The sequence below is a fragment of the Hymenobacter humi genome (assembly GCF_042665855.1).
In the GTDB taxonomy this organism is placed as follows: domain Bacteria; phylum Bacteroidota; class Bacteroidia; order Cytophagales; family Hymenobacteraceae; genus Hymenobacter; species Hymenobacter humi.
Window position 1 is genome coordinate 821265 of record NZ_JBHTEK010000001.1, and the last position, 26112, is coordinate 847376.

Below are 26112 nucleotides of genomic sequence, written 5' to 3' on the forward strand. Positions count from 1 at the left end.
ATGAGGAATGAGCGAACGACAACTCCCCTCCTTTTTTAAGGAGGGGACGCTCAACTGCCAAGTTGGTGGGGTGGTTGCCCTCGTTGAACGACACCCGAACGACTGGCGACAGAACGAGTTGAGCTGGAATTGTTCGGGTGTCGTTCAACGAGGGCAACCACCCCGTCCGAGCTAAAGCTCGAACATCCCCTCCTCAACTGAGGAGGGGAGTTGTCCGCCCATTCCTCATTCTCCATTCTTCATTCCTCATTAAGCGCAGCGTATCGCGCGGCTACGGCATCAATGGCCTCGGCCAGGCGGTGGTCGCGCTTGGTGACGGTGTTGCCGGCGTCGTGGGTGCGGAGGCGGAATTCGACCACGTTGTATTCGTTGCTAAACCACGGGTGGTGGTCGAGGCGCTCGGCCTCGGCAGCTACCTCGGTGAGGAAGGCAAAGGCGGTTTTAAAATCATCAAACCGGAAGCGTTGGCGCAGGCTGTTGTCGGTTTCGACCCACATACAAATAAGGAAATTACGGTATTTAACGAAGAGGTAACCACCGGCTACGGTACAACCCAAACGGCCAAACTAAAGTACACCTTACTCCTAGTTGCATCCTTAACTTTTCACTTAACACAATGGCCATCGACCCCAACAATCGCCCCATTCGCGTCATCAACGACGATACCAGTCAAGAAGAAATGGAGGCCGGCCACCACATCCCCAACGCCGACCCGCCCAAGAACGAAGCGGCCCGCGGCGGCTTTGGCAACCGCGACGGCAAGGAAGGCTTCGGCACCGACAGCGCAGGCGGTGAAACCGCCTTGTCGGTGAACGAAACCGCCGACCGCATGAGCCCGCCCCACGACAACATGCGCTCCACCGACGAAGGCCGCCCCGACCGGCCCAACCAGGACATGCCGGCTGATTCCGAGTACACGGAGTCGATAATTCCCTCGGGACGCCCGGTAGATGAACTCGACGCGCACGACCTGCGGCCCGGCGTTGACGAAATGCGCAACCCCAACTCCCGCGTGGGCATGGGCCAGATGGAGCCCCGCCCCATCGAGCCCATCACCGGCACCGACACCAACGCCGAACTCAACGACCCCAACGCCACCGACACCGCCATCGACCAATAGGCCGCGGCGCCTGGTACCGGGTTGCGACGACAGAAATTCCTTTTTCCACATTTCCACTTTCTAACCGTCCTTTATCATGCCGTACAAAAGCAATAACACCAACCAGCAATCCAGCGAAAACAAAGGCGCTCCGGCCGGCAAAGGCCAGCCCAAAGCCTCTGGCGAACTGCCTGTTATGGAGACGGATGAGGCCATGCAGGCCCGCCTGGAGCAGGAAGCCCTCGACGCTGGCCTGCGCCACCCCAATCGCAACCTCGACAAGCCGGAACTGGACCGCCCCGCGTACGGCGGCGGTCATTAATCTTCTTCCTTACTGAAAAACGTCCTGCCGGGCGGGTCAACTCGTTCCGACCCGCCCGGCAGGACGTTTTTCTTGCTCATACTTTTCTTGTGCGCCGCTTCGCCACCACCGACCTGCACGGCTGCCTGCAAACCTTCCGCTATCTCGTGGAGCAAGAGCTGCGCCTGACCCCCGCCGACGAACTGTACTTGCTGGGCGACTACGTGAACAAAGGCCCCGACAGCCGCGGCGTGCTCGACTACCTCATGCACCTGCAGGCCACGGGCTACCGCGTGCACTGCCTGCGCGGCAACCACGACCAAGCCTTGCTCGACGCCTCTCGCCACCGTTGGCGCTGGGACTGGATGGGCCCCCGCGGCCGGCTGCCCACGCTGCGCAGTTTCGGGGTGCGGCGCATGGCCGATATCCCTCCGCTGTACCTGAACTGGCTGGCCGCCCTGCCCTACGAAATTGAGCTGCCCGACTTCGTGCTCGTGCATGCCGGCTACAATTTCGCGCTGCCCCCGCCGAAATGCGGAGCGACCTCAGCTCCATGCTCAACATCAAAAAGTTTGTGTTTGACCCCTCGCGGCTCGCAGGCAAACGCCTCTTGCACGGCCATGTGCCCACACCCACCGCTCAGGTACGCGCCAAAGCAGCTTTGCACCCCGGCGCCCTCGGGCTCGATACTGGCTGCGTGTACCGCCATAACCCCGAATTGGCCCACCTCGCGGCGCTCAACCTCGACACGTGGGAGCTGGCCCTGGTGCCCAACCGGGAACCCCCTATACCATCGGCAAACGTTGAGTAGATGCCAGTCGTGTCTTACGGTATTCAGAAAAGCCTCCGCTTTGAGGGCAGAGGCTTTTTTGTGTTATGCTACCATATGGAGTTCTATATGTTTGAATTCAGTAAAGAAATTGTTGTGCTTCTGGAAAAATAGAGCCGGAAATAATTATGAAACCTTGCCTGCTCGAAATCGGGGAATTCTGTAATTGAAAGGCTGTTTCCAGGAGCTAACCGTCTTTCCTTGAAAAAACAGAAAGATCAAAAAATAATTGTAAAATAGCCTGAAATGCGTAGGATATAGAATATATTGTTGGCATAAAATTGCATTATGCTATCTACAATTTGGGCGCGCTATTGCAATTGGCTCCGGGGGCTATAGGTTTGATAAATCCTATTATGCTTTACCTGTTTCTACTCGTTAAAACATAAGCACCGTATCGGCTTGATGTTGTAAAATGTAACTATGGGTATTTGCTCCGGCCTTTATGAATTGCATGCGCCCCATTAAGGCTGGCAAGTGCTGGGAAGGATTTCAACCGACTTTGTCACAATTTATTTTCTACTATATGAATCACATTTTACGCTTTCCCATTCCTTCGGCTTCCCAGTGGCTGCAGCGCCGTTGGCCGCTAGCGGGGCTTTTCCTGAGCCTGGCCTTGCCTTTTAGCAGCCACGCCCAGAACAACACTACAACCTACACGGTCGGTGTATCAAAAAAGCTGATTATGCTACAATTGCGGAGGCTTTAGCAGATATGCCAATGACGCTCTCGAATTCAATTGAACTGCAGTTAATTGATGCCACTTACCCCGAAAATGTAGTTCTGAACAAAAAAGGGTCTATAGGAAATACCCTCACCATTCGCCCTGCTGCAAACACAACCACCGCAATCAACGGCACGGTCACGTTTGGAGCAAACAGCGCGTACACTACTATTAACGGCAATAGCAGCAACAACAGCACTGCCAGCAAAACCCGCGCGCTCACGCTGCGTCAGCCCGACGCTGCAAAGTCTGCGCTTGTGTTCAGTGGCGACGCATCTTATAATGAGGTTAGCGAAGCGAATATCTATGGCGCCACTAGCTCGGCTACAAGTGGCGTGGTAGTAATAGGCGATGGCGTAAGCACCGGCAACGACCACAACAGCCTCACTAAAAGTTATATAGCTAACGCGGGTATTTCTCAGTTGCCAGCAAACCTGGTTTACGCTGCCAACGCGGGTAACGGAACCAACGATGCTTTTACCCTGAGTGAAAATGAGCTCTTCAACTTCACTAATACCGCGGTACTGGTAGCGGCCGGTAACGGCGACAGATGGACTATCAGTGCAAACAGCATTTACTACAACTTGTCAACGCCTCCCTCCACTGCCCAAACCGGCATTGACTTCCGTCCAGGCAGCGGTGCCAATGACGTGACCATTACCGGTAACTTCATTGGTGGAAAAACCGCTGGCGCCTCAGGAGGCATTTGGGAAAACACTGGCAGCCAAAACTTTCGCGGCATTGTAATTAATTGCGGTACTAGCGCCACCCTTACCAACGAGGTAACCAGCAACACTGTGAGCAACGTGAGCTTGACTGTTGCCAGCTCTGCCGCCCTCACCGCATTTGAAATAGCTACCGGCCGCTGCGAACTGAATGCGAACACCGCGTCCTTCCTGAGCAATAGTGGTACAAGTGGTGTTAATAACCTCGTGAGTCGCGCCACTACTTTGTTGACCTCTTTTAATGTGAGTAACGAACAGTTAATGGTTGTAGAAGGCGGCTTAACAACTGTAACTGGCGACCTGAGCAACGCTGGCATTATCAATCACACGGGAGGCGATATGCTTATCACCGGCGACTTCATCAATAGCGGCACATTCGCCCAGACTTTAGGCGACATCGAAATAAAAGGAGACATGGTGAACAGCGGTCAATTCACCTGTTCGACTGGTAGAGTGAAGCTGACGGGTACTGGTCCGCAAAGTGTAAGTGGCGGTCTGTACTTCAACCTGGAAGTAAATGGCGCCGGCACCAAGACTTTTACCGATGATGCCGATGTATTCAATGGCATTCAGATGATTAATGGTGTGCTTGCTACTGGCCCTTCTTACCGCATCAAGTTGGGCTCGTCGGCTAACCTCACCGAAACGGAAGCCAGCTATGTACTGGGAACTATAATAGTGACCCGGACACCAGCTAGAAACACCGCTGAACAATTTGGTGGCGTTGGCCTATCAGTGCAATTGTTGCCAAGTTCTAGCCTACCAGGCGCTACCAAAGTAACGCGTGTAACGGGTACTGCACCAATTGGGGTGAGTGGGCGCCAAGGCATCTTGCGCTACTTTGATTTAGCCCCTACTACCACTGCGGGCGTGAGCGTAAACATGACCTTCAAGTATTTCGACCACGAGCTCAACAACATCGCCCCCGCCAACCTGAAGTTCTTCAAGTCGGTGAATGGCGGCACTACCTGGCAGAACAAAGGCGTGAGCAGCGCCGGCGTCGGCTACGCCGTGCTCAACGGTGTGAACGACTTCTCGCTCGCTCGTTGGACCCTGGGTGATGTGACCAATCCGCTGCCCGTTGGGCTGATTTCCTTCCAGGCCGAGCGCCAGGGCCGCAACGCCCTGCTCACCTGGACCACGGCCAGCGAACAAGACAACCGCGGCTTCGGCATTGAGGTATCCCTGGATGGCCGCACGTTCCGCGAAATCGGCTTCGTTGCCCCCGAGGGCGGCAACAGCAGCTCGTCCCGCCGCTACAGCTTCGTGGATGCTACCGCGGGCAAAACCGGAGCGCGCTACTACCGCCTCCGCCAGGAAGACCACAAAGGCCCGGTTTCCTACTTCGGCCCCAAGCTGGTGAGCTTCGACGCTTCCGCGACTTCGTTTGCGGCCTACCCCACGCAGTTCGGCTCGGAGCTGACGGTGTTGCTCGCCAGCCCCACCGCCACCACGGCTACGCTGCGCCTTTTCGATGCCATGGGCCGCGAGGTGTGGCACCAGGAGCAGAACGTGACTTCCGGCCCCGTGCAGGTGCGGCCCGGTTGCGCCGCCGGCAGCTATATCCTCACAGCTACCATGGACGGCCAGGTATTGCGCCAGCGTGTGGTGAAGGAGTAGCAGTCCACATCCAAGCTTGCTCCCGGACAAAAAAAGTCGGAATTGAGCCAGAAAGCACGGTGCGTGCCCCTAAACAAAAAGCCCCAGCCGTTATTGGCTGGGGCTTTTTGTTTTATGATGTTGCCTCGAAGGGGTGTCTATGAAAAATTGAGCTGGGTTTACTTGTTCTCCAGTATCCCGGCGGCTATGGCTTTTTGAGCCGAAGCACGGTAGGGATTGAGCGAATCGGCGGCTACTTTGCGCAGGGTGGCCAAGGCCTGGGCCGTTTCTTTAGCCTGCCATTGGGCCATGCCCAAGTGGTACTGTGCCCGCCGGGCCAGGCTCGCCGGCGCCGCTGGCTTCCCGCACGCGCCGCAGGTAAAGCTGGGCTGCGCTGCCCTGGCCTTGCCGCAGCAGAATCAGGCCGCGAAGGTATTGCAGCGTGTCGGCACCCACGCTGCTGGGCGACACGCGGCCCAAGGAGTGCAGCGCGGCCGGATAGTGACCCGACTGGTACTGGTCGAGGGCTTCGCTGAGCAAGGGGCGGCTGTGCAGCAGGCCGGTGGTTACGGCGGGGCCGGGGTCGGGCTGGTAGTAGGCTTCCCAGTTGCGGGCGGGCCGGGCCGGGCTGGGGCGGCTAAAGTACCAGGCCGCGGCGCCGGCCGCCAGCAACAGCACCACGCCTATGGTGCCCAGCACCGACCAGCGCCGCTGCCGGCGCTGGGTGAGGCGCTGCATGCGGGCCAGGGCATCGCCGCGCTGGTTCATGCGGGCGTCGAGGGCTTGCAGGCGCTGGCGCAGCGTGTCGTGCCCGGCCGCCCAGCGCAGGTCGGCCGTCAGCTGCTCGTAGGCGGCGTGGGCATCGGCCAGGGCCTCGTCCTGCTCCAGGCGCAGCTCAAACGCTTCCTGCTCGGCCGGCGCCATTTGGCCGTCGGCAAAGCGTTCGAGCTCCTCGAAGTAGGGGCGCAGGTCGGGAGACGGAGTCAGGGGACTCATTTCAACAGCTCGTAAAGTTTGCGCAGGCAGGTGCTTTTCTGGAGGCGGGCCACGGTGGCGTTGGCAAAGCCCATTTTGCCCCCATCTTCTCGAAGTGGTAGCCGTGGAAGTAAAAGTAGGTCAGTACCCGCTGGCAATCGGGGCCGAGCCTGGTTGAACTGCGTGAGCAGGCGCTGGCGGCGGCTGGCTTCGGCGGCGGGCAGGGGCTGGTGGGCCGGCACGTGAGCCGCGAGGCGCAGCTCGGCCATGCCGTAGACGTGCGCCCGCAGGTCGGCGGGCATCAGGGTGAGGCGGCCGTCGGCTACCTGGTCGTAAAAGTCGAGCAGGGTGTCCTGCAGCAGGCTCGTGGGCCTGTGCGGCGGCCAGCCGGTGCTTACGCTGGGCCCAGCGGGCAAACAGGTGCCGGCTGCGCTGGTAAAAGTCAACCAGAAACTTCTGGTTGCCGACGCGCAGCTGGGTAAGGGTTTCGGCGAGAGGCGCGGACATGGGAAATAGCAAAGGCACTGGCAAGTAACAACGGAATCGGTTATCAACGGACGAGGTAATGCAGCACCGCGGCCGAGAGGGCGCCGGGCATTTGGCTTGGCCTCGGGATTTATCCCGGCCCCGGTACCTCCCGGATGGTTCATTCCGCGTTACCGCAACACCCCGTCAGCTGTTACCTTTGGGCTTATGCAAACAGTCGCCCCCGCCCGCCTTCTTGATACCGCCGTTTTCGACCTTATCGCTAAGGAGAAAATCCGCCAAACCCACGGCCTCGAGCTCATTGCCTCCGAGAACTATGTTTCGGAACAGGTGATGGCCGCCCAAGGCTCCGTGCTCACCAACAAGTACGCCGAGGGCCTGCCCGGCAAGCGCTACTACGGGGGCTGCGAAATCGTGGACCAGGTGGAGCAGCTGGCCATCGACCGCGTGAAAGAGCTGTTCGGCGTGGCCTGGGCCAACGTGCAGCCCCACTCCGGTGCCCAGGCCAACGCCGCCGTGATGCTGGCCTGCCTGCAGCCCGGCGACAAAATCCTGGGCTTCGACCTGAGCCACGGCGGCCACCTCACCCACGGCTCGCCCGTGAACTTCTCCGGCAAGCTCTACCAGCCCAGCTTCTACGGCGTCGAGAAAGAAACCGGCCTCATCGACTGGTCGAAAATCAAGGACATTGCCCGCCGCGAGCGACCCAAGATGATTATCTGCGGGGCCTCGGCGTACTCGCGCGACTGGAACTACGCCGCCCTGCGCGAAGCCGCCGACGAGGTGGGCGCCCTGCTGCTGGCCGATATTTCGCACCCTCGGCCCTCATCGCCACGGGCCTGCTCAACTCGCCGTTCGAGCACTGCCACATCGTGACCACCACCACCCACAAAACCCTGCGCGGCCCCCGCGGCGGCCTCATCATGCTGGGCAAAGACTTCGAAAACCCCTTCGGCCTGAAAACCCCGAAAGGCGAAATCCGCCAGATGTCGGCCGTGCTCGATGGCGCCGTGTTCCCCGGCACCCAGGGCGGCCCGCTCGAGCACGTGATTGCTGCCAAGGCCGTGGCCTTCGGCGAGGCGCTGAACGACGACTTCAAGGCCTACACCCAGCAAGTGGCGCGCAACGCCCAGGCGCTGGCCGCCGGTTTCGTGGGGTTGGGCTACAACATCATCTCGGGGGCACCGACAACCACCTCATGCTGATTGACCTGCGCTCGAAAGGCATCAGCGGCAAGCTGGCCGAAAACACGCTGGTGCGGGCCGACATCACCATCAACAAAAACATGGTGCCCTTCGACGACAAGTCGCCGTTTGTGACCAGCGGAATCCGCATCGGCTCGGCCGCCGTAACTACCCGGGGCCTGGGCGAAACCGACATGGGCCGCATCGTGGAGCTGATTGACGAAACCCTGGCCCACCACGACAACGACACGCGCATCGGGCAGGTGCGGCAGCGGGTGAACACCTGGCTGCAGGACTACCCGCTTTTTGCTTAACAAGGAGTGAGGGAGTGAATGGGTGAATGAGCGAATGCGTCAATAAGACGTTTGCTCATTCACCCATTCACTCAGTTACTCATTCACTCAGTCACTCTTCCGTGCAATCTCAATCGCAAAAAATCTCCGCTGGGCGAACAGCACGAAATGTCCTTCATCGACCACCTGGAGGCGTTGCGCTGGCACGTCATCCGGGCGGCGATTTCGGTGGTAGTGTTTGCCACGGGCGCGTTTTTTGCCAAAGACTTCCTGTTTCATGACCTGATTCTGGGGCCGTCGCGCAACGATTTCTGGACCTACCGCGCCTTCTGCCGCCTGGGCCAGTGGATGAGCTCGTCGGCGGAGCCCTGCGCCAACAACGTCAACTTCGTGATTCAGAACCGTGAAATGAGCGGGCAGCGGCCATGCACATCAGCACGTCGTTTGTGGTGGGCATTGTGCTGGCGTTCCCGTACCTGTTCTGGGAGCTGTGGCGCTTTGTGAAGCCGGGGCTCTACCCGCACGAGCGCAAGAACTCGCAGGGCGCGGTGTTCTTTGTGTCGATACTGTTCATTCTGGGCCTGCTGTTTGGGTATTACATCGCGGCGCCGCTGAGCATCAACTTCCTGGCTTCGTACACGGTGGATGCCACCATCGAGAACCAGATTGACATGCAGAGCTACATTTCCACGCTCACGACCATGACGCTCTCGTGTGCTTTCGTGTTTGAGCTGCCCATGATAGTGTTTTTCCTGGCCAAAGCGGGGCTGATTACCCCCGAAATCATGCAGGTGTACCGCAAGCACGCCATTGTGGTCATTCTGGTCATTGCGGCGGTCATCACCCCGCCGGATATTACGTCGCAAATCATCGTTACCATTCCCATTCTGCTGCTCTACGAGCTCAGCATCAACATTGCCCGTGCCGTGCGGCGCAACGATACCGCCCGCCTGAACAGTGAGCTGGGAAAGTAGGGCGGCGAGGAATTAACCGCACTGCCCACCTCTTTTCGCCCTTCACCTCCTGCTAGTATGAAAATCGCTCTCGGTTCCGACCACGCCGGCTTTGCCCAAAAGGAAATGCTTCGCACCTGGCTCAGCAGCCAGGGCCACGAAGTGCATGATTTTGGGACGCACACGGCCGACTCGATGGACTACCCCGACGTAGCGCACCCGCTTTCCGAGGCCGTGGCCGCCGGCGAATACGAAGAGGGGATTTTGCTTTGCGGCTCGGCCAATGGCGTGGCCATTACGGCTAACAAGCACGCCGGCGTGCGCGCCGCCATTGCGTGGCTGCCCGAGCTAGCCAGCCTGGCCCGCCAGCACAACGATGCCAACGTGCTGTGCGTGCCGGCCCGCTACGTGAGCGGCGAGCAGGCGCAGGAAATTGTATCAGCTTTCCTCAAAACGGATTTTGAAGGCGGTCGGCACCAGCACCGGGTTTCAAAAATAGACGGCTGAGCTTCATTTAAGTGAATGTCAGTCTGCTGCCGGCCCAGGCGGCTGAAAAAACTTATTTCCTGGAATAGCATTAAAGCATGAAGATTAGCTGCGCTATGCTTATCTTTGGCTAGCACTATGCAGCTAACCCTGAAGCGGCCCGGATTTTTGCTAATGTGGCTGCTCGCCTTCGGGCTGCTGCTGGCGGCATCGGCGCGGGCCATGGGCGGGACCTTGCCGCCCGCGGCCGCCAAGGCCATTCGCCGGAAACTGGAGACCCGGCTGCCCGACACCACCCGTTTGCGGCTGCTGGATACCATGTGCGGCGCCCTGAAAAGCGAGGAGCCCGCCCGGGCCCTGCCGTATGGCGAAGCCGCTGTGGCCCTGGCTCGCACCCTGCCCCAGGAGGAGCAGGGCCCGGCCCTGCTCCACAGCCTCCTCAACCTGTCGAGCCTGCTACGCCAACCTCTCGAACGGGGCGGAGGCCCTCGACCTGCTCACCGAAGCCCAGGCCCTGGCCCGCCGGCTCGACAACCGCGACGCCCTGGCGCATGCCTACACGGCGCAGGGTAGCATTTACCACGAACGGCGCGACTCCGCTACGGCTTGGCGCTACTATCGCCGGGCCCTGCAGGTGGCTTCGCAGGCGGGAGTAGAGTCCTGCACCCAGATGCGGCTGCTGGGCAGCGTTGGCGGCCTGTTCTTTTCCCGCGAGCAGTACCCGCAGGCCATGCACTATGATTCGCTGGCCCTGGCCCTGGCCCGGCGCGAAAACGACTCGACGGCGCAGTCAAACTACCTTTCCAGCCTGGCCACCTACCAAATGCGGATGGGGAACATGGGCCGGGTGAAGCGCCTGCTCACGCAGGCGCTGGCCATCAGCCGCCGCCAACAGTCGCTGCGCAGCCAGGCCAACCAGCGGTGCTGTTTGCGCAGTACTACATCCGCGCCGGCGAGCCGGAACGGGCCAACGCGGCGGTGCACGAGGCCCTGCGCCTGGCCCGCCAGAGCGGGTACCTGGAGCGCGTGCTCGATGCGTACAGCATCCTGTCGTTGGAGGCGGCCGAGCAAAACCAGTACCGCCAGGCCTACGAGTGGAACAAGCGCTACTTGGCCCTGAACGACAGCCTGAACAACCGCCAGACGATTCAGGCCCTGGCCGCGGCCCAAGTTAACGACGAAACCCAGGACCGCGCCCGCCGCCTGCGCCAGCTCACCCAGCAGCACGAAGACCAGGTGTGGCGCAGCCGCATGCTGGGCGGCGCCGTGGCCGTGCTGGCCATGGGCCTGCTGGTTTCGGCCTACCTGTATCAGAAGCTGCGCCGCAACCGCGCGGCCCTAGCCGCCAACAACCAGGCCCTCGAGAAAGCCTCTACGGAGCTGCGCAGCGTGGCCGAGTTCAAGGACAAGCTGTACGCCATTGTGGCCCACGACCTGCGCGGCCCGGTCACGGCCTTTGCCGGCGTTACCAGCTTGATTGATACCTACATCGCCCAAAACGACCAGGTTGGGCTGGCGCGACTGCCCGCGCTGGTGCGCCAGGCCGCCGATAGTCTTAACCATTTGCTGGACAACGTATTGAACTGGGCCGTGAGCCAAACCGGAGAGCTGGAATGCCAGCCAGCGCCGCTGCTTGTGTCGGACCTGTTTGCCGAGTGCCAGGCCCTGTACCAGACCACGGCCGCCGCCAGGCAGCACATCACCATGTCGGCCCCGGCCAACCTGCGCCTGATGGCCGACCGCAACATGGCCCGTACTATTTTGCGCAACCTGGTGGGCAATGCGCTCAAGTTTATGCCGGCCGGCGGGCACGTGCACCTCGAGGCCGCGCCCGACCCCGACGACCCCCAGATGGTGCTGTTGAGCTGCACCGATACGGGCCCGGGCATGAGCACCGCCACCGTGGCCGCGCTCATGAGCGGCCCGGCCCTGCCCGAACCTACCCCCACGCCCCGCGCCACCGGCCCGGGCCTCGGGCTGGGCCTGGCCCTGTGTCGGGCGTTTGTGCACCGGCACGGCGGCACGCTCGTCATTCAGAGCCGTCCCGGCGCCGGCACCAACGTGACCGTGAGCTTGCCGGCCGCCAAAGAGAAGCTGAAAGAAACCAAGACCGTTAGAAACGAAAAAAGCCCTTCCTACTAGCGGAAGGGCTTTTTTGTTGAGCTATCGGGCCCGTTACCAAATCACCACCCGCGTGGAATCGGGGCGGTAGAGCTTCTGGCCGGGCTTGATGCCGAAGGCTTCGTAGAACGCGGGCACGTCGGCCATGGGGCCGTTCACGCGGTACTGCGCGGGCGAGTGCACGTCGGTGAGCAGGCTGCGAGGCCAGGCTCTCGTCGCGCACGTGCATCTGCCAGCCCAGGGCATAGCCCAGGAAGTAGCGCTGCGTGGGCGTGAGGCCGTTTATTTTCTTGCCTTCCTTGTACTGCTTGGTTTTCTTGAAGGCATCGAGGCCGATGACGATGCCGCCGAGGTCGGCAATGTTCTCGCCGGCCGTGGCCTTGCCGTTGATGTGCAGCGAGTCGAGCAGGGTGTAGCCGCTGAACTGCTTCACGATGCCGTCCACGCGCTGGTTGAAGCGCTTGCGGTCTTCCTTGCTCCACCACTCGTGCAGGTTGCCCTTGGCATCGTACTGGCTGCCCTCGTCGTCGAAGCCGTGGGTGAGCTCGTGGCCGATGGTGCTGGCGCCGGCGTAGCCGTACACCAGGGCGTCGTCGGCGTCGGCGTCGAGCAGGCCGGGCACGGCGAAGGCCGCGGCGGGCAGCACAATTTCGTTGTTCGAGCCGTTGTAGTAGGCGTTGTAGGTCTGGGGCGTCATGCCCCATTCGGTGCGGTCCACGGGCTTGCCCAGCTTGTTGAGGCTCGTAGCGGTACTGCCAGTGGTTGGCCCGCATAACGTTGGCGGCCAGCGAGCTGCGGTCAATGGTCAGGGCTGAGTAGTCCTTCCACTTGTTGGGGTAGCCCACTTTGGGGGTGATTTTGCGGAGCTTTTCCAGGGCCACCACCTTGGTGGGCGCGCTCATCCAGTCTACTTTCTGGATGTGCTCGGCGAAGGAAGCCACCACGTTTTTCACCAGCGTATCATAACGGGCCTTGGTTTCGGGCTTGAAGTATTCTTTCACGAAGAGCTGGCCCAGGGCCTCACCCAGCGCATTTTCCTGCATATCGAGCACGCGCTTCCAGCGGGGCCGGATGGCTTTGGCGCCGCGCAGCACCGTGCCGTAGAAATGGAAGTTCTCGTTCACGAACTGGCTGCTGAGGGTGGGCGCAAACTCGCGGGCCACTTGCCAGGTCAGGTAGGCTTTCCAGTCCTCCACGGGCTTGGTCTTGAGCAACTGGCCCACCGTCTGGTAAAACTCGGGCTGGCCCACAATGACGGTGTCCACGTTGGTGAATTCCATCTGGCCGAGCCAGGTTTTCCAGTCGATGCCGGGCGTCAGCTTGTTGAGCTGCGCGATGCTCATTTTGTGGTAGTTGGCGTAGGGGTCGCGCAGGGCTTCGAGTTTGCGCGAAGACTTGGCCAGGGCCGTTTCCAGGGTCATCACCCGGGCGGCGTTGGCCTTGGCCGTGGTCGAGTCCTGGCCCAGTAGCTGAAAGGTGTTGGCGACGTGCTTCAGGTACTCGCGGCGGATGTTTTTGGTCCGCGAGTCGGTGTTGAAGTAGTAGTCGCGGTTGGGCAGGCCCAGGCCGGTTTGGCGCAGGTACAGGGCCATCTTGTCGCTGTTCTTGTCGTCCTGGCTCACGCGGGGGCCAATCAGCGCGTTCACGCCCAGCGGTATTTCGTGGGCGATGACGCCGGGCACTTCGGCCACGGTCTTCATGGCCGCAATGCGGTCGAGCTCCGGCTTAATGGGCTCGGCGCCCAGCTTGTCGGCCTTCACCGAATCCAGCCCAACGGCCCAGAAATCGCCGATTTTCTGCTGGTTGCTGCCGGGCGCGGCGTTGGCCTTGGCGGCCTCCATGCTGGTCTGGCGCAGGCGGGCGTAAATCTCGTTCTGCACTTCCTTGCCAATGCCCCAGTTGCTTTCCGAGGCTGGGATGGGGTGGTTCTTGAGCCAGGTGCCGTTGGCGTAGGCGAAGAAGTCGTCGCCGGGGGCCACGGTGGTGTCCAGGGCCGCGTGCAGGAGGTCGGGTTTGTCCTCGGAACTGCCCGTTTTCAGGGAATTGGATGGGCAGCCCGTAACAAAGGCCGCCAGCAGGGGCAAGAGGAGCAGGTGTTTTTTCATGCAGGAATGCAGAGTCTCGGCTTGATAATGAAGGTGGGAAACAGCAAAGCGCGCCGCTTTTGTTCGTGGCGGGCTGCAACGACAATGTTAGGCTTAAACCGTTGCATTCTCGCTACTTCAGCAGTAGGCCGTAGCCAACAAACAGAACTGTTCGAGAACGGCTAGGTGGCGCTATTACGCGAAGGCGCCGTATGTTGAGGCCCTACTTCTTCCCCGCCATGTCCCTTCACCTGTTGCTTCTGCTCAATTTTGCGGCGGCCGCCTACCTCACCGGCCTTATTTGGACGGTGCAAATAGTGCATTACCCCAGCTTCGGACAGGTACCCAAAGAGGACTGGGCGCCCTTCCACGCGGCGCATACCCGCCGCATGAGCTACGTGGTGCTGGCCCCGATGGTGATTGAGCTGGGCCTGGCCATCTGGCTGGCGTGGGCCGGGCGCAGCGTGCTGCCCGGCGGCAGCGGCTGGTGGAGCCTGGCGCTGGTGGTGCTGGCGTGGGCGGCTACGTTCTTCATCTCCGTGCCCTTTCACAACCGCCTGGCCCAAGGCTACGACTACATTGCCATCGACGGCCTCACGCGCACCAACTGGCTGCGCACGCTGGCCTGGACGGCCCGGGCCCTGCTACTGGGCTGGCTGCTGGCCAGCTAGCCAGCTCAATAAGCGATGGCTTGAGTAGCCAAAGCACGTTCTGTTAACAGCGCGCTAATCTGTATCAGCCCGCGGCGCTGGTCATGGAGGAAGAAGCCGACGAATGCCCGGCCGAATGCTTCCGCAACCGATACGCCAGAATGCCCAGCGTAATGCCAATAGCGAATAAGTAAGCCCCTATCCACCAAGACAGGGCCAAGGCCCCAATGCCCGGCCAGAACACCACAATGCCGCCAAACAGCACCGACATCACGCCGCCCAGGAACAGGAGCCATTCGCCGGTAATCTGCTTGCGGAGCCGGATGGCGGCCACGATTTGGAAGATGCCCGTAACGACGGCCCACAGCGCCACCACGTACAGCAGCCCCAGCAGGCTGATGCCGGGCCACGCCAACGTGAGCCCGCCGGTTATCAGGCTGGCCAGGCCTTCCAGCGCAAGCGTCCACCAGCGCGACTGGCCGCGGCCCCGCCGATAAGCCATCACCAGCGTAAGAATGCCGTTGATGAGGCAGTAGATGCCAAACAGGGCCACCAACACAAAGAGCGTAATCTCTGGCTGCAGAAAGGTGAGCAGGCCCAAAATAACTGCCGCCAGGCCCCGCAAGGCCAGCAGCCACCAGTTCGTGTGCAATACCGTGGGAACCATCATAGCGGGAAGCGCCGGCCGGAGAGGGGACGCGACGTTGCTTCCCGTGACGAGCGGCAGCTTATCCTGCTATTACCCCAGGCACCGGTCGGGTGTTGCTAGTTGAGGGCCCAGAAACTGATTTTCAGTATTTATTGGCTTGGTTTCCGTAGTTGTTGGGTAAGCATTTCAGCAAAAGGAGAGGCCCTTCCCACTCCCGCGCCGTTTAGGTAAACCAAGTGGTGCGGGCGTAAGAAGGGCCTCCGTTGCCGCTTCAGAAGGTTTACTGCACCGGCCGGCTTTTCTCGCGGGTGGCCTTAAACTCCGAGCCTTCTTTCCACTTGGGGAAGGTGGTTTCGCTGGCCAGGCGCTGCCCAATGCGGAACAGCAGGCGCGCATCCTGCTCGGCGCCGCGCAAGTCGGCCTTGGGGTCGTACTCGTCGGAGGGTTGGTGATAATGCTTGGCCTCGAACTCTTTGCGTTTCGTCTCGATAAACTCTTTGCCATGCAGGCGGCTGTCGTACTTGCCCGAGGCATACAGGGCCGGCACGCCGATTTTGGCGAAGCTGAAGTGGTCGGAACGGTAGAAGCTGCCGGTTTCGGGGTGCTGGTACGGTATCACGTAGCGGTTCTGCTCCTTGGCGGCCGCGCGAGCATAGTCGTCCAGTTCCGACTGCCCGTAGCCCGTGATGGTGAGGTCGCGCATGGGCCCGTAGCCCAACAGGCCGTCCATGTTGATGTTGGCCACGGTGCTGGCAGGCGGGAAGAGCGGGTGGGCCGCGTAGTACGCGGAGCCCAGCAGCCCTTGTTCCTCCCCGGTCACGGCCAGGAACACAATGCTGCGCCCCGGCTTTTCTTTGGCTTGCACAAAGCCTTTGGCGATGGCCAGCAGGCCAGCGCAGCCGCTGGCGTTGTCCACGGCGCCGTTGTAGATGGAGTCGCCGGCCACGGCCGGCCCAATGCCGAGGTGGTCCCAGTGCGCCGAGTACACGATGTACTCGTTGGGCCGGGTGGTGCCGGGCAGCACCGCCACCACGTTCTTGGAAGCCTTCTGGGTAATTTTATTGCGCAGCGAGGTGCTGAAATTCAGGCCCAGGGGCCGCGCCCGAAAGCCCTTCTTGTTGGCCGCGGCATACTCCTCGTCGTAGCTCTGGCCGACGGCGGTAAAGAGGCGCTTGGCCGCGTCCAGGGTTATCCAGCCCTCCAGGGCCACTTTGCTGGCCCCGCGGTCGGGCGTTTGCGGAAACAGCTTGGAGCCGCCAAAGCTGCTTTGCACCACCGTCCAAGGGTAGGAGGCCGGCTTGGTGTCGTGGATGATGAGGACTCCGGTGGCACCGTGGCGGGCCGCCTCCTCGTACTTGTAGCCCCAGCGGCCGTAGTAGGTCATGGCCTTGCCCTTGAATAGCGTGGTGTCGGTGCCGGCGTTGCCGGGGTCGTTAATGAGCACCACCACGGTCTTGCCCTTCACATCCAGGCCCGCATAGTCGTCCCAGCCGTATTCCGGGGCCACCACGCCGTAGCCCGCAAACACCAGCGGCGAATTAACGGCCACCATGGGCTGCTCCCGCTCGGTGAGCACCATGTAGTCGGTGCGGTACTTCAGGGTCAGGCTTTTGCCGTTGCCCGCGACGGTCGCGGTGGGCGCCGGCGTGCCGGTTATCTCTACCAAGGGCACCGGCTGGAAATACGAACCGTTGGGCCCGGGCTTGAGGCCCAGCTTCTTGAACTCGGCGGCCAGATAGCTGGTGGCTTTTTCCTCGCCCGCCGTAAATGGCCGCCGGCCCTGAAACTCATCCGAAGCCAGTGCCTTGATGTGCTGGCCAATGAGCGCCGCCGTAATGCCGTCGGGCGGGGAGGCCACGCTGGCGGTATCGGTACTCGCGGCGGCGGAAGTGGAGGCGGCGTCTGAATCGGCCGTCGCCTTATCCGAAGACGATTGGCTCTGGCAACCCACCAGAAGCAGGCCCACGGCGGCGGGCGCCCACCACCGGCGCAAGGAGAAGAAACGCATCATTAAAAAGATAACTCCGGCCCAGCGCCGGAACGGCCTGCCACGGGCAATACGCTCAGCGACAATCTGTACCCTGACGGCCCAGACGCTGCGAATGTAGCATCAGAAACCACGGCTTTGCCTATGCCGCTCCTCAAAATAATTATGTGCTGCTCAGGTTACCCGGCCTAGTTTGGCCCTGCCTTTGCTTCACTGCACCGCGAGCAGCCGGTACAGCCAGCGCTGCATTAGCCCCTTAAATAGACCTATTTCTTTTCCGATGTCCTCCTATTTTACTCCCATTTCGACGCGTCTCGACCCGGACCAGCGCCTGCATTGCGCCCGCCGGCAGCTCGTGGCCGAAAACATTCTCGACACCATGGCCGCCAACGGCACCGGCCCCGACGACACCTCCATCGGGTATCTGCAGCGTTACATCGACGACGAGAGCAGCCTGGGGCAGGCCGTGGGGCGCATCATCGACCACCTGGCCCATACCTCGGCCAGTGCGCAGCCCTTGGCCCACCACGGCGCGTACTAGCGCAGCCCAACAGCAAAGCCCCGCCGGCTGCCGTCTTCATGAGAGAAGTGCGGCGGCCGGCGGGGCTTTTGGTATACTAGGCGGGGCCTACATGGCCTTGGCGTTCACGTAGTTTTTGGCCAGCTCGTTGAGCTTGGTGTCGGTCAGCTGCTCTTCTTCCAGGGTTTGGCGGAGCAGGTTGGCGGCCTCGTTGTGGCCCAGGCGCTCGGCGTAGTGGGCGGCGGTGCCGTAGCCCGAAATCTCATAGTGCTCGATGCGCTGCGAGGCGGCAATCAGGGCGGCGTCCATTACTTCCGCCGTGGCGCGCTCCGACATGGTTTCCTGCCCCTCGGCAATCAGGCCTTTCATGGCTTTGCAGGTGTGGCTGTCCAGGTCGAGCTTCAGGCTTTTGCCGATGCGCTCGAGGCGCTCAACCTGGTTTTGGGTTTCACGCAGGTGCTTTTCGAAGCCGGCGCGCAGGCGGCCGTCTTTGGCCTTCTCGGCCATCATGGGCAGGGCCTTTACCAGCTGGTTTTCGGCACTGTACAGGTCTTTTAGCTGCATCTCGAACAAGTCGTCGAGGGTTTCCATTTTATCGAACATAGCGTGGGCAATAAAGTGAGAAATAGGAAAAGCAGCCGGGTGCCCGCGTGGTCAAACGCGGGCACCCGGCTGCTTTTCTGTACGTCCCAACGCGGCCCGGGGTGAGGGCGCCCGCCTGCTAGCCGTTCGGCCCTGGACAAGCGCAGCGCGGGCTTTCTAATATGTTATATGACTGGAATATAAACTATTGATTTCGGCTACAGAGCTGGTTGCCAAACTCAAAGCGCGTGAAGTACCGACCTGAAAATCCGTACTTCCCGAAGCGTATTCTGTGGGCCCTATTCTGGCTCAACCTGAGGCCTGACCCGGCATTCCTACGCGTGCTTCAATCATTGTTTCATGCCGGAAGCCAGCAATAGGGCCTCGTTAATCTGGCCGTAGCAGCAAGCGTCGGCGCTTACAGCCGGGCAAAATGCTCGGCCGCAATGCGGGCGCCTTCGTCGGTGCACAGCCCGCGGATGTAGTAGAGGAAAATGCTGCGGAAGACCTCTGACATGTTGTACCGGTCGGGCGGAAACACGAGCGGGTTGAGCAACAAGTTGAGCTGCTCCATCAACACTTTGGTAACCAAGTGGATGTTGATATCGGAGCGGAACAGGCGCTGGCGAATGCCGTCGTTGATGAGCTGCTGCAGCTGCGGGCCCGAATAGTTGGCCAGGTGCGTCATGGCCGCCTCCCAGGCGCGGGGAAAGCCGCTTTGCAGGTCGCTATAAAAAGGGGCCGGTATGCTGGCCAGGTCGCGCAGCCCAAGCTGCAGCAGGCCATACAGGCGTTCGACGGCCGTGGGGTACTGGGCGTAGAGCTCGGCGTGTTCGCGCTTCTGGCGCTCGATGTCCGCCAGTAGAACGTCGTGCACCAAATCGGCCCGGGTGGGATACTGCGCGGTAAGGTCATCCACGGTCATGGACAGGGCCGTCGCTACCTGTTCATCGGTGGCCGAGTGCAGGCCGTAGCGATGAAAAACCGGCATGGCCATCTCCAGAGAAGTAACCGAAAGAGTAGAATTTGGCATCAAATGGAAGGAAGGAGGGGAGGAAGTGTAATAGGACGAGTCGAGGCCAGCGCGGGCACTTCGATGCCACTCGGAATAATGGTTTATTGCAGAGTGCCCAGCAAAAAGAAAAATAGGAGTTGGGTAAGGTACACGATGGGCACCAACGGGTTGCTTTTGGTAAAATTAGCCCGGTTAAACAGCATTTGAAGCACGCACGAAAAAATAAACCAGTCGCGGAAGTTCTGGAGCGGAATCACGTTGGCTGTCCAGTGCCAGAAGTCGTAAGTGCTGGCCACCGGTTCCATGCACAGGTCGAGGCCCACCATGAGCAGGGCCGCCAGAATGGTCCGGGGCAGCTCAGGCAGGGGAATGTAGCGCGCCAGTACCCCGCACACATATGTCAGCACCAGCCAGTTGAGCCCAATGGCCAGGGGCACGTCCAGAACCTTGAAACCCAGCGTTTGGCCGTAGCTGTAGTGCCCGAAAAACTTCCCGGTAAACACCCCCACCACTTCGGCCGCAAAGCCCAGCAGGCTCACCGAAACGCAGAAGCTCCAGAAGCCCACGCTCCGGCCCGGCTGAAACGCAAAAAGCAGCCCCGCCGTGAGCAGCAGCGTGAGGGGCGTGAAGCGCAGGTAGAAACTTGGATTATTCGAAAAAGCCAGCCCCACAAAACCCGTGATGTGAAACAGCAGCACCAGGCCCTGGGCCACGCGCAGCCGGCCGGTGTTTACAGCCGGGAGAGGCTCGGTGTAGTCAACCATGTATTTGAATTAAGAATGAAGAATGAGGAATGAAAAACTTGCCGGGGACAATTCTTCATTCCTCATTCTTCATTCCTCATTAATTAAAGAGGAAACGATTTTGGCCGACAGCAGGCACAGCGGAATGCCGCCGCCCGGGTGCACCGAGCCGCCGCAAAAGTACAGCCCTTCCAGCCGCCCCGAGAAATTGGGGTGCCTTAGGAACGCCGCCAGCGCGTTGTTCGACGAGCTGCCGTACAGCGCGCCGCCAAACGACGAGGTATCGGCGGCGATGCCCGGCGGCGTCCACACCTTTTCGGCCGCAATCAGCGGCTCAATTTCGGTGCCCAATGCCTGGCTCAGCTTACGGAGGACGGCGCGGCGGGTTTTCTGCGTGAGGGTGTCCCAATCCTGGCCCTGGTCGTGGGGCACGTTTACCATCACAAACCAGTTTTCGTGGCCGGCCGGCGCGTCCGTGGGGGTTTTCTTGGACGTGACGTTGACGTACACCGTCACGTCGTCGGCCACGGTTTTGTCTTGAAAAATCGCCTGAAACTCGCGCTGGTAATCGGCCGAGAAGAAAATGTTGTGCAAATCCAGCTCAACGAACTCCCGGGTAATGCCCCAGTAAAAAATCAGGGCCGACGAAGAGCGGGGCTGGCTCAACGTGCGTTCCGGGGCGGGCTCGCGCGGCAGCAGACGGCGGTAGGTGGGCACCACGTCCATGTTGCTCACCACCCGGCCGAAGTCGTACACATCGAGCGCCGTGCGCACGCCCGTCACGCGGCTTTCGGCCGTCACGATTTCCTCCACCGGCTCGTTGTACCGAAACTTCACCCCGAACTCCTCGGCCAGCCGGGCCAGGCTGCTGGCAATGGCATAGATGCCGCCTTCGGGGTAAAACGCGCCAATGCCGTGCTCCAGGTGCGGAATCATGCTCAGCGTGGCAGGCGCCTGGTACGGGTCCGAGCCGTTGTAGGTGGCGTAGCGGTCAAAGAGCTGCACGAGGCGCGGGTCGGCGAAGGCTTGGGCGTGGCGCTGGTGCATGGTGCCCAGCAGGCCCAAACTGGGCAGGGCACCCACGGCCTTCAGCGTTTCGGGGCTGAGGTAGGTGCGGGCCTTGTGCAGCGACTTGTGCAGGAAGGTGCCCGCCGTTGCCTCGTACGCCTTGCCACTGCGGGCCAGAAAATGCGTGACTGCCGCCGCTGGCGTGCCGATTTTGGTCTCCACCTCCGCGGCAAATTGCTCTGAATCAGCCCAGGCCGTGAGGCGCGTGCCGTCGGCAAAGAAGTAATTGGTGATGGGATCCAGCCGTTCGTAACGGAAGTAGTCGGCCGGCTCGCGGTGGGCCAGTCGGAAAATGTCGTCCACCAACTGTGGCAGCGTAAACAGCGACGGCCCGGCATCGAACCGGTACCCACCCGGCAGGCTGAACTGGTGCATTTTGCCCCCAAACGTGCCGCTGGCCTCAAACACCGTCACGGCATGGCCCGTCACGGCCAGGCGCACGGCCGCAGCGAGCCCGGCAATGCCGGCGCCAATGACGGCAACGGGTTGTTTAGGAGAAACGGAGGACCCCGTCGGCCTTTGGCTTGCTTCACTGGTAGCAGGTTGATTTAGGCAGCAACAGCCTCAGGAGTTGTGGGGTTCTGATTTAAGGCAAACACCATTTTGAAATGAGCTACATCAAAACGTCATGCTGAGCTTGCCGAAGCATCTCGACCGCGTAACTAATTGGATTTAGTATCGAGGGCGAGATGCTTCGGCAAGCTCAGCATGACGTTCTTTTTCTTTCTGTCTTTCTATTTTGCTGAGGCCTATTCCACCGCCAGCACCAGCCCTTTCAGATAAGCACCTTCCGGGTGAAACAAGCTTACCGGATGGTCGGCGGGCTGGGTGAGGCGGTGCAGGATGCGAGCCGGGCGGCCGGCCTCGATGGCTGCGGCTAGCACCGCGCCTTCGAATAGCTCGGGGCTCACTACCTGCGAGCAGGCTGAAGGTGAACAGCAGGCCGCCGGGGGCGAGGTGGGCAATGCCGCCTGCGTTCAGGCGCTTGTAGCCCATGAGGGCGGCGTGGCGCGCGCCCATGTGCTTGGCGAAGGCGGGCGGGTCGAGCACGAGCAGGTCGTATTGGGCCGAGTGGTTTTTGAGGAAGCCCAGCACGTCGTCGGGGTAGGCGGCGTGGCGGTCGGCGTGGCTGGAGAGCTCGGCGTTGCGCTCGGTGAGGGCAATGGCTTTCTTGCTCGAATCGACGGAGTGCACCAGGCTCAGCGCCGGCTTCCAGGGCGTACACCGAAAAGCCGCCAGTGTAGCAGAAGGTATTGAGCACCTTGCGGCCGGGCGAGTAGCGGGCTAGCAAGGCGCGGTTGTCGCGCTGGTCGATGAAGAAACCGGTTTTCTGGCCGGTTTCCCAATCCACGGCAAACTGGTGGCCGTTTTCGCTCACCAGGTGTTCCGTGCCGGTACTTTCGCCCAGCAGGTAGCCGTTTTGGGCGTCGGGCACGGCGTTGCCGGGCACGGTTTCGGCGCTCTTGTCGTAGATGGCGCGCAGCTTATCGCCGAACACGGCTTGCAAGGCAGCCGCTATTTCGGGGCGGGCCCGGTACATGCCCACGCTGTGGGCCTGCACCACGGCTACGTCGCCGTACACATCGATAATCAGGCCGGGCAGGCCGTCGCCTTCGGCGTGCACGAGGCGGAACACGTTGGTGTCGGCCGTTCCGGTGAGGCCCAGGCGCTGGCGCAGTGGTAGGCTTCCCGCAGCTTCTTCTCCCAGAACTCGGGGCTGGGCAGGTTGGCATTCACGCCAAAATCGAGCATGCGCACCGCAATGGAGCCGCCGCCCGAGAAGTGGCCCACGCCCAGCAGTTCGCCGTCGATGGCTTCCACGCGCACGGGGTCGCCTTCGTGGGTATCGCCCTTTACGCGGGCAATGGCTCCCGAGAATACCCAGGGTGGCGGCGGCGCAGGGAGTGGTCTTTTCCGTTTTTGAGGACGATGGTGGCGGGATTCAGCATAAGACTGCAAAGGTACGGTGCCCCGTGTGCGAACTTTGCCTACCGCCTGCGGCCCCGGCCGCGCCATTCCCGCCCCATGACTCCCGACCTGCGCATTTTAGATTACGAACCCGCCCACCAGCCGGCTTTCCGCGACCTCAACCACGAATGGATTTCGCAGTATTTCGCCATCGAGCCCATCGATAACGAAATGCTCGACGACCCCGAAGGCTACATCCTGCGGCCCGGCGGCCACATTTTTATGGCCAGCTACGGCGGTGAGTGGTGGGCACCTGCGCCCTCATCAAAGAGCACGAAGGCGTGTACGAATTGGCCAAAATGGCTGTGTCGCCGCGGGCGCAAGGCCTGGGCATCGGCTGGGCCTTGGGTCAGGCTATTCTGGGCAAAGCCCGGCAGCTGGGTGCGCGCCGGGTGGAACTGCTCTCTAATTCGCGCCTTACGCCGGCGCTCGCGCTCTATGAAAAGTTGGGCTTCCAGCACGTGCCCGTGCCGCCCACGCCCTACGAGCGCACCGACGTGAAAATGGTGCTCGACCTCTAGCTACCGCTTGCCGAACCAGCGCCGGTAGATGGGCTTGCGCCAGGCAAACTGTGCCCACATGGCCGGGTACAGCAGCACATCGAGCAGGGGCGAGGCCGTGCGGTATTCCAGGTCGTCCACAATCACGCTGCCGCCCTGGGGGCCGGGCTGAATCAGGTGACGGTGGCGCCAGAAGCGCAGGGGCGGGGGCAGCACCTGGCCTTCATCCACGAAAAAGACGGTCCCATCGGGCATCTCGCCGTTGTCTACGATAAGCGAGGTCCAGCGCAGGCGCTTCACCAGCGTGTTCAGCTCAATTTCGACATGGTCGCCGGTGCGGCAGCCGTCGAAGCGCAGTACCCGCAGCCGGGGAAATGGCGGGGCCAGGGCCACAAAAAGCGCGCGGGTAAAGCCGGCCATCACTTGGGCAGGAGCTTGGGCGACGGCGGTGCGGAGGGTGACGAGCATAAGTAGCCAACACAACGGGGCCAGCCGGGGATTGTTTGTGGCAGCTCCTCAGCGGCTGGCTATTGCAGGCCGGTTATCCGGAATTCTACCCGGCGGTTGAGCCGGCGGGTGTGCTCCTGGTCGTTGCTGGCCGTGGGCTGGGCGCCGCCAAACCCGATACCGCTGATGCGCGCTTCGCCGATGCCGTGGTCCACGAGGTAAGCCTTTACGGTGCCCACGCGCTGCTCGCTGAGCACCACGTTCTTTTCGGGCGGGCCCACGTTGTCGGTGTGGCCGCGCAACTCAATGGTCATGCGCGGGTTGTCGGTCATCAAACTCACCAGCTTGTCGAGGGCCGCGTAGGAAGTGGGCAACAACAGGGCCTCGCCTTGCTCAAACTGCACGTTTTCGAGCTGCACGGTGGTGCCAACGGCCAGGGGCCGGAGCAAAATGTCCCGCACGGTGGGGCCGGGCGCGGCCGTCCAGGTGCTGTCGGTCGTGATGTAGCCGCTCAGGCTGGGCGCGGTAAGTATAAGTGAGGCCGGGCTTGGCGGGGTACGAAAACGTGCCCTGCGGGCCCAGCTTAACGAGCTTCCCAAACCCGCTCAGACCCAGGCGTAGCTGGGCCTGGGGCAGGGGCTGGTAGGTGTCGGCATTGAGCACGCGGCCGCGCCAGGAGGCCGTAGCGGGTGGGGGCGGCGCCGGCGCCGGCCGGGGCACGATGCGAAATAGGTTGCAGCCGGCTAGGTCCGTGTAGGTGCCCTTGCGGACCCGGGTGGCGCGGCGCCGGGCCAGGTCCACCTTGTAAACGGCCTTGGGACCAGCCAGGTAGAGCCGGCGGCGGCCGGCTTCGTCGTTTTGCATCAGCAGGTCGCTGTAGCCACCCCGCTCGGGCAGGCCGCTGAGGGGCATCAGGTCGGGGTTGGGCCGCTGCGTGGGCAAGGTGACTTTCAGCAGGGAGCCGTCGGTGCTGTACACGAGGTACATGGTGTTGGAATCGTCGAGGCAGAAATTGCCATGGGTGCCCGCGCCGGAAAACGAAATGCTGGGGTAAAATGGCGCTTTCTTCAGCGGGTCGACGTACCAGATGGGCGTGACTGTGCCATTGGCCGGGCTCACTTTAACCTGGTTGGCATCGGAGGTCAGGAAGTAGAGGTCGCCGCGTTCGTCGGTGGCTGCCGAAATCCAGGTAACATCGGGGCCCTGGGCCGGGAGTCGCCAGGAAGTGTAGGCGCCCTTGCGGGTGGCGGGGTCGTAGCGGTACACAAACTCGGGCGCGTCGGTGGGCGCTTTGGTCACGGAGTACAGGCAGTTGTCAAACCCCTTGGCCAGGGCGTACGACTGGAAAGGCAGCACCTGCCGGTGCACCACGGGCGCCTCGGTCAGGTCGTTGTGGGCAAACTCGTGTATCGTGCGGCAGTCGTCTTCCCAGTTGCCGTTGGTGTAGCGAATGGCCGCGATGCCGTACAATTTGTCGTCGCACATCTGGGCCGAGTAGCGGCGGCTGGGCCAGGACTTCTCGGTAAACGCGAAGGACGCCACTAGTTGTCGGCCATCGGCCAGGTAGCGGCTGTCCTGGCTGGCATCGCCCCGGTACTCCACTTGGAACTGCAGCCCGCCGCGCCACACCCGCCGGCCCACCACGTGCGTGCGCCCCGGTGCGCTTGTTATGGGAGCATAAGTATACTCATAGCGCACCTCCTCGTAGCTGCCAATGTCCTGTTGTTCCACGCTGAGGACCTGGGCCCGGGGCAGCCGCTGAATGCTGCTCCACACCGTGTCCTGCCCGCCGGCAGCGGTCAGCTTCAGGTCGCGCTGCGAGTCGGGCAGCACCTGCGTAGTCAAGGTGACCACCGCAGAGCCCGGGGTGCGGGTAGCATCAGCGTAAAGGTCGCCTCCGCGCCGCCTACGTTCTTGCGCAGCTGCCAGGCCCGCGGGTATGTGAGTTGGTAGCGGCCGTTGGCATCGCTGTACACCGCCGGGCCCTGCGCCTTTTCGGGCTGCGCATGTACCACCACGGGGCACCCAAGCAGCCACACCACCAACACCAGCAAACCCTTCATAAACAGTAACTCGGATGTCGACAATACTGTCCTCGGCAAATAAAATCTCATTCTCAGCAAA

General features: G+C 61.5%; 26 protein-coding genes and 5 pseudogenes. 14 read left to right on the plus strand and 17 right to left on the minus strand.

The features are described from left to right. Positions 1–239: 239 nt before the first annotated feature. Entirely contained in the window at positions 240–497 is a 258-nt protein-coding gene (locus ACFQT0_RS04685; RefSeq protein ID WP_380200795.1) for a 4a-hydroxytetrahydrobiopterin dehydratase, read from the minus strand. Between the two features lie 119 nt (positions 498–616). Here ACFQT0_RS04685 and ACFQT0_RS04690 point away from each other — a divergent pair, with 119 nt between their 5' ends. The 5 genes and pseudogenes from ACFQT0_RS04690 to ACFQT0_RS04710 all read left to right on the plus strand — a co-directional run bounded on the left by ACFQT0_RS04690 (position 617) and on the right by ACFQT0_RS04710 (position 5298). Beyond that, a complete protein-coding gene (locus ACFQT0_RS04690) occupies positions 617–1120 on the plus strand; it encodes a hypothetical protein (RefSeq protein WP_380200797.1) in 504 nt (167 codons plus the stop codon). 76 nt (positions 1121–1196) lie between these two features. Next, a complete protein-coding gene (locus ACFQT0_RS04695) occupies positions 1197–1421 on the plus strand; it encodes a hypothetical protein (RefSeq protein WP_380200799.1) in 225 nt (74 codons plus the stop codon). Positions 1422–1567: 146 nt separating this feature from the next. Next, a pseudogene (locus ACFQT0_RS04700) lies at positions 1568–1846 on the plus strand (metallophosphoesterase); the annotation flags it as partial. 86 nt (positions 1847–1932) lie between these two features. Further along, the gene (locus tag ACFQT0_RS04705) at positions 1933–2211 is read left to right on the plus strand and encodes a hypothetical protein (protein ID WP_380206152.1); all 279 of its coding nucleotides are present in this window, start codon (positions 1933–1935) and stop codon (positions 2209–2211) included. Positions 2212–4017: 1806 nt separating this feature from the next. Then, positions 4018–5298: a T9SS type A sorting domain-containing protein gene (locus ACFQT0_RS04710; protein ID WP_380200801.1), complete on the plus strand. Its 1281-nt coding sequence runs from the start codon at positions 4018–4020 to the stop codon at positions 5296–5298. A 158-nt stretch (positions 5299–5456) separates the two neighbouring features. On the opposite strand, the gene ACFQT0_RS04715 is transcribed toward ACFQT0_RS04710, so the two are convergent. The 3 genes from ACFQT0_RS04715 to ACFQT0_RS04725 are packed head-to-tail and all read right to left on the minus strand — an operon-like array spanning position 5457 to position 6698. Continuing rightward, complete coding sequence (locus ACFQT0_RS04715; protein WP_380200803.1) at positions 5457–5588, minus strand: hypothetical protein; 132 nt, start codon at positions 5586–5588, stop codon at positions 5457–5459. After that, a complete protein-coding gene (locus ACFQT0_RS04720; RefSeq protein WP_380200805.1) occupies positions 5569–6273 on the minus strand; it encodes a hypothetical protein in 705 nt (234 codons plus the stop codon). The genes ACFQT0_RS04715 and ACFQT0_RS04720 overlap by 20 nt, the downstream gene beginning before the upstream one ends. After that, positions 6270–6698 carry a hypothetical protein gene (locus tag ACFQT0_RS04725; protein WP_380200807.1) on the minus strand — a complete coding sequence of 143 codons (429 nt, stop codon included), beginning with the start codon at positions 6696–6698 and terminating at the stop codon, positions 6270–6272. The genes ACFQT0_RS04720 and ACFQT0_RS04725 overlap by 4 nt, the downstream gene beginning before the upstream one ends. 247 nt (positions 6699–6945) lie before the next feature. Between ACFQT0_RS04725 and ACFQT0_RS04730 the strand changes: the two are divergent. The 6 genes and pseudogenes from ACFQT0_RS04730 (at position 6946) to ACFQT0_RS04760 (ending at position 11796) form a co-directional block, all read left to right on the plus strand. Continuing rightward, a pseudogene (locus tag ACFQT0_RS04730) lies at positions 6946–8236 on the plus strand (serine hydroxymethyltransferase). 147 nt (positions 8237–8383) lie between these two features. After that, entirely contained in the window at positions 8384–8719 is a 336-nt protein-coding gene (locus tag ACFQT0_RS04735; RefSeq protein ID WP_380200809.1) for a twin-arginine translocase subunit TatC, read from the plus strand. Next, the gene (tatC, locus tag ACFQT0_RS04740; protein ID WP_380200811.1) at positions 8641–9189 is read left to right on the plus strand and encodes a twin-arginine translocase subunit TatC; all 549 of its coding nucleotides are present in this window, start codon (positions 8641–8643) and stop codon (positions 9187–9189) included. The genes ACFQT0_RS04735 and tatC overlap by 79 nt, the downstream gene beginning before the upstream one ends. Before the next feature lie 57 nt (positions 9190–9246). Then, on the plus strand, positions 9247–9675 hold the full coding sequence (rpiB, locus tag ACFQT0_RS04745) for a ribose 5-phosphate isomerase B (protein ID WP_380200813.1): 429 nt from the start codon (positions 9247–9249) through the stop codon (positions 9673–9675). Between the two features lie 117 nt (positions 9676–9792). After that, the gene (locus ACFQT0_RS04750; RefSeq protein WP_380206153.1) at positions 9793–10227 is read left to right on the plus strand and encodes a hypothetical protein; all 435 of its coding nucleotides are present in this window, start codon (positions 9793–9795) and stop codon (positions 10225–10227) included. Positions 10228–10575: 348 nt separating this feature from the next. After that, a complete protein-coding gene (locus ACFQT0_RS04760; RefSeq protein WP_380200815.1) occupies positions 10576–11796 on the plus strand; it encodes a sensor histidine kinase in 1221 nt (406 codons plus the stop codon). Positions 11797–11829: 33 nt separating this feature from the next. On the opposite strand, the pseudogene ACFQT0_RS04765 reads toward ACFQT0_RS04760, so the two are convergent. Further along, positions 11830–12472 (minus strand): annotated as a pseudogene (locus tag ACFQT0_RS04765) (M13-type metalloendopeptidase). A gap of 196 nt (positions 12473–12668) precedes the next feature. Continuing rightward, positions 12669–13880 (minus strand): annotated as a pseudogene (locus tag ACFQT0_RS04770) (M13 family metallopeptidase); the annotation flags it as partial. A 218-nt stretch (positions 13881–14098) separates the two neighbouring features. Between ACFQT0_RS04770 and ACFQT0_RS04775 the strand changes: the two are divergent. After that, positions 14099–14530 (plus strand): hypothetical protein, encoded by a 432-nt coding sequence (locus ACFQT0_RS04775; protein WP_380200817.1) that lies wholly within the window; start codon positions 14099–14101, stop codon positions 14528–14530. A gap of 64 nt (positions 14531–14594) precedes the next feature. On the opposite strand, the gene ACFQT0_RS04780 is transcribed toward ACFQT0_RS04775, so the two are convergent. Both ACFQT0_RS04780 and ACFQT0_RS04785 read right to left on the minus strand, forming a co-directional pair. Beyond that, positions 14595–15179 (minus strand): HdeD family acid-resistance protein, encoded by a 585-nt coding sequence (locus ACFQT0_RS04780; protein WP_380200819.1) that lies wholly within the window; start codon positions 15177–15179, stop codon positions 14595–14597. A 259-nt stretch (positions 15180–15438) separates the two neighbouring features. Then, positions 15439–17169, minus strand: coding sequence for a M28 family metallopeptidase (locus ACFQT0_RS04785; RefSeq protein ID WP_380200821.1), 1731 nt, complete (start codon positions 17167–17169; stop codon positions 15439–15441). A 256-nt stretch (positions 17170–17425) separates the two neighbouring features. Between ACFQT0_RS04785 and ACFQT0_RS04790 the strand changes: the two genes are divergently transcribed. Then, positions 17426–17686 (plus strand): hypothetical protein, encoded by a 261-nt coding sequence (locus ACFQT0_RS04790; protein WP_380200823.1) that lies wholly within the window; start codon positions 17426–17428, stop codon positions 17684–17686. Positions 17687–17773: 87 nt separating this feature from the next. Here the strand turns inward: ACFQT0_RS04790 and ACFQT0_RS04795 are convergent, their stop codons facing one another. The 5 genes and pseudogenes from ACFQT0_RS04795 to ACFQT0_RS04815 form a co-directional block, all read right to left on the minus strand. Then, the gene (locus ACFQT0_RS04795) at positions 17774–18268 is read right to left on the minus strand and encodes a YciE/YciF ferroxidase family protein (RefSeq protein WP_380200825.1); all 495 of its coding nucleotides are present in this window, start codon (positions 18266–18268) and stop codon (positions 17774–17776) included. A 397-nt stretch (positions 18269–18665) separates the two neighbouring features. Next, positions 18666–19280 carry a hypothetical protein gene (locus ACFQT0_RS04800; protein WP_380200827.1) on the minus strand — a complete coding sequence of 205 codons (615 nt, stop codon included), beginning with the start codon at positions 19278–19280 and terminating at the stop codon, positions 18666–18668. A gap of 83 nt (positions 19281–19363) precedes the next feature. Beyond that, a complete protein-coding gene (locus ACFQT0_RS04805; RefSeq protein ID WP_380200829.1) occupies positions 19364–20026 on the minus strand; it encodes a carotenoid biosynthesis protein in 663 nt (220 codons plus the stop codon). A gap of 69 nt (positions 20027–20095) precedes the next feature. Further along, a complete protein-coding gene (gene crtD / locus ACFQT0_RS04810; RefSeq protein WP_380205913.1) occupies positions 20096–21547 on the minus strand; it encodes a 1-hydroxycarotenoid 3,4-desaturase CrtD in 1452 nt (483 codons plus the stop codon). A 275-nt stretch (positions 21548–21822) separates the two neighbouring features. Continuing rightward, positions 21823–23022 (minus strand): annotated as a pseudogene (locus ACFQT0_RS04815) (class I SAM-dependent rRNA methyltransferase). Positions 23023–23283: 261 nt separating this feature from the next. On the opposite strand from ACFQT0_RS04815, the gene ACFQT0_RS04820 reads away from it, so the two are divergent. Then, complete coding sequence (locus ACFQT0_RS04820) at positions 23284–23562, plus strand: GNAT family N-acetyltransferase (RefSeq protein ID WP_380200831.1); 279 nt, start codon at positions 23284–23286, stop codon at positions 23560–23562. Here ACFQT0_RS04820 and ACFQT0_RS04825 read toward each other — a convergent pair whose 3' ends face one another. The 4 genes from ACFQT0_RS04825 to ACFQT0_RS04840 are packed head-to-tail and all read right to left on the minus strand — an operon-like array spanning position 23563 to position 26051. Then, on the minus strand, positions 23563–24009 hold the full coding sequence (locus tag ACFQT0_RS04825; protein ID WP_380200833.1) for an SRPBCC family protein: 447 nt from the start codon (positions 24007–24009) through the stop codon (positions 23563–23565). It lies immediately after the preceding gene. A gap of 59 nt (positions 24010–24068) precedes the next feature. Then, the gene (locus ACFQT0_RS04830; RefSeq protein WP_380200835.1) at positions 24069–24407 is read right to left on the minus strand and encodes an OmpA family protein; all 339 of its coding nucleotides are present in this window, start codon (positions 24405–24407) and stop codon (positions 24069–24071) included. Beyond that, on the minus strand, positions 24382–25842 hold the full coding sequence (locus ACFQT0_RS04835; protein ID WP_380200837.1) for a hypothetical protein: 1461 nt from the start codon (positions 25840–25842) through the stop codon (positions 24382–24384). The genes ACFQT0_RS04830 and ACFQT0_RS04835 overlap by 26 nt, the downstream gene beginning before the upstream one ends. After that, positions 25830–26051, minus strand: a complete 222-nt coding sequence (locus tag ACFQT0_RS04840) for a hypothetical protein (RefSeq protein ID WP_380200839.1) — start codon at positions 26049–26051, stop codon at positions 25830–25832. Before ACFQT0_RS04840 ends, ACFQT0_RS04835 begins: the two co-directional genes overlap by 13 nt. Between the last annotated feature and the right edge of the window lie 61 nt (positions 26052–26112).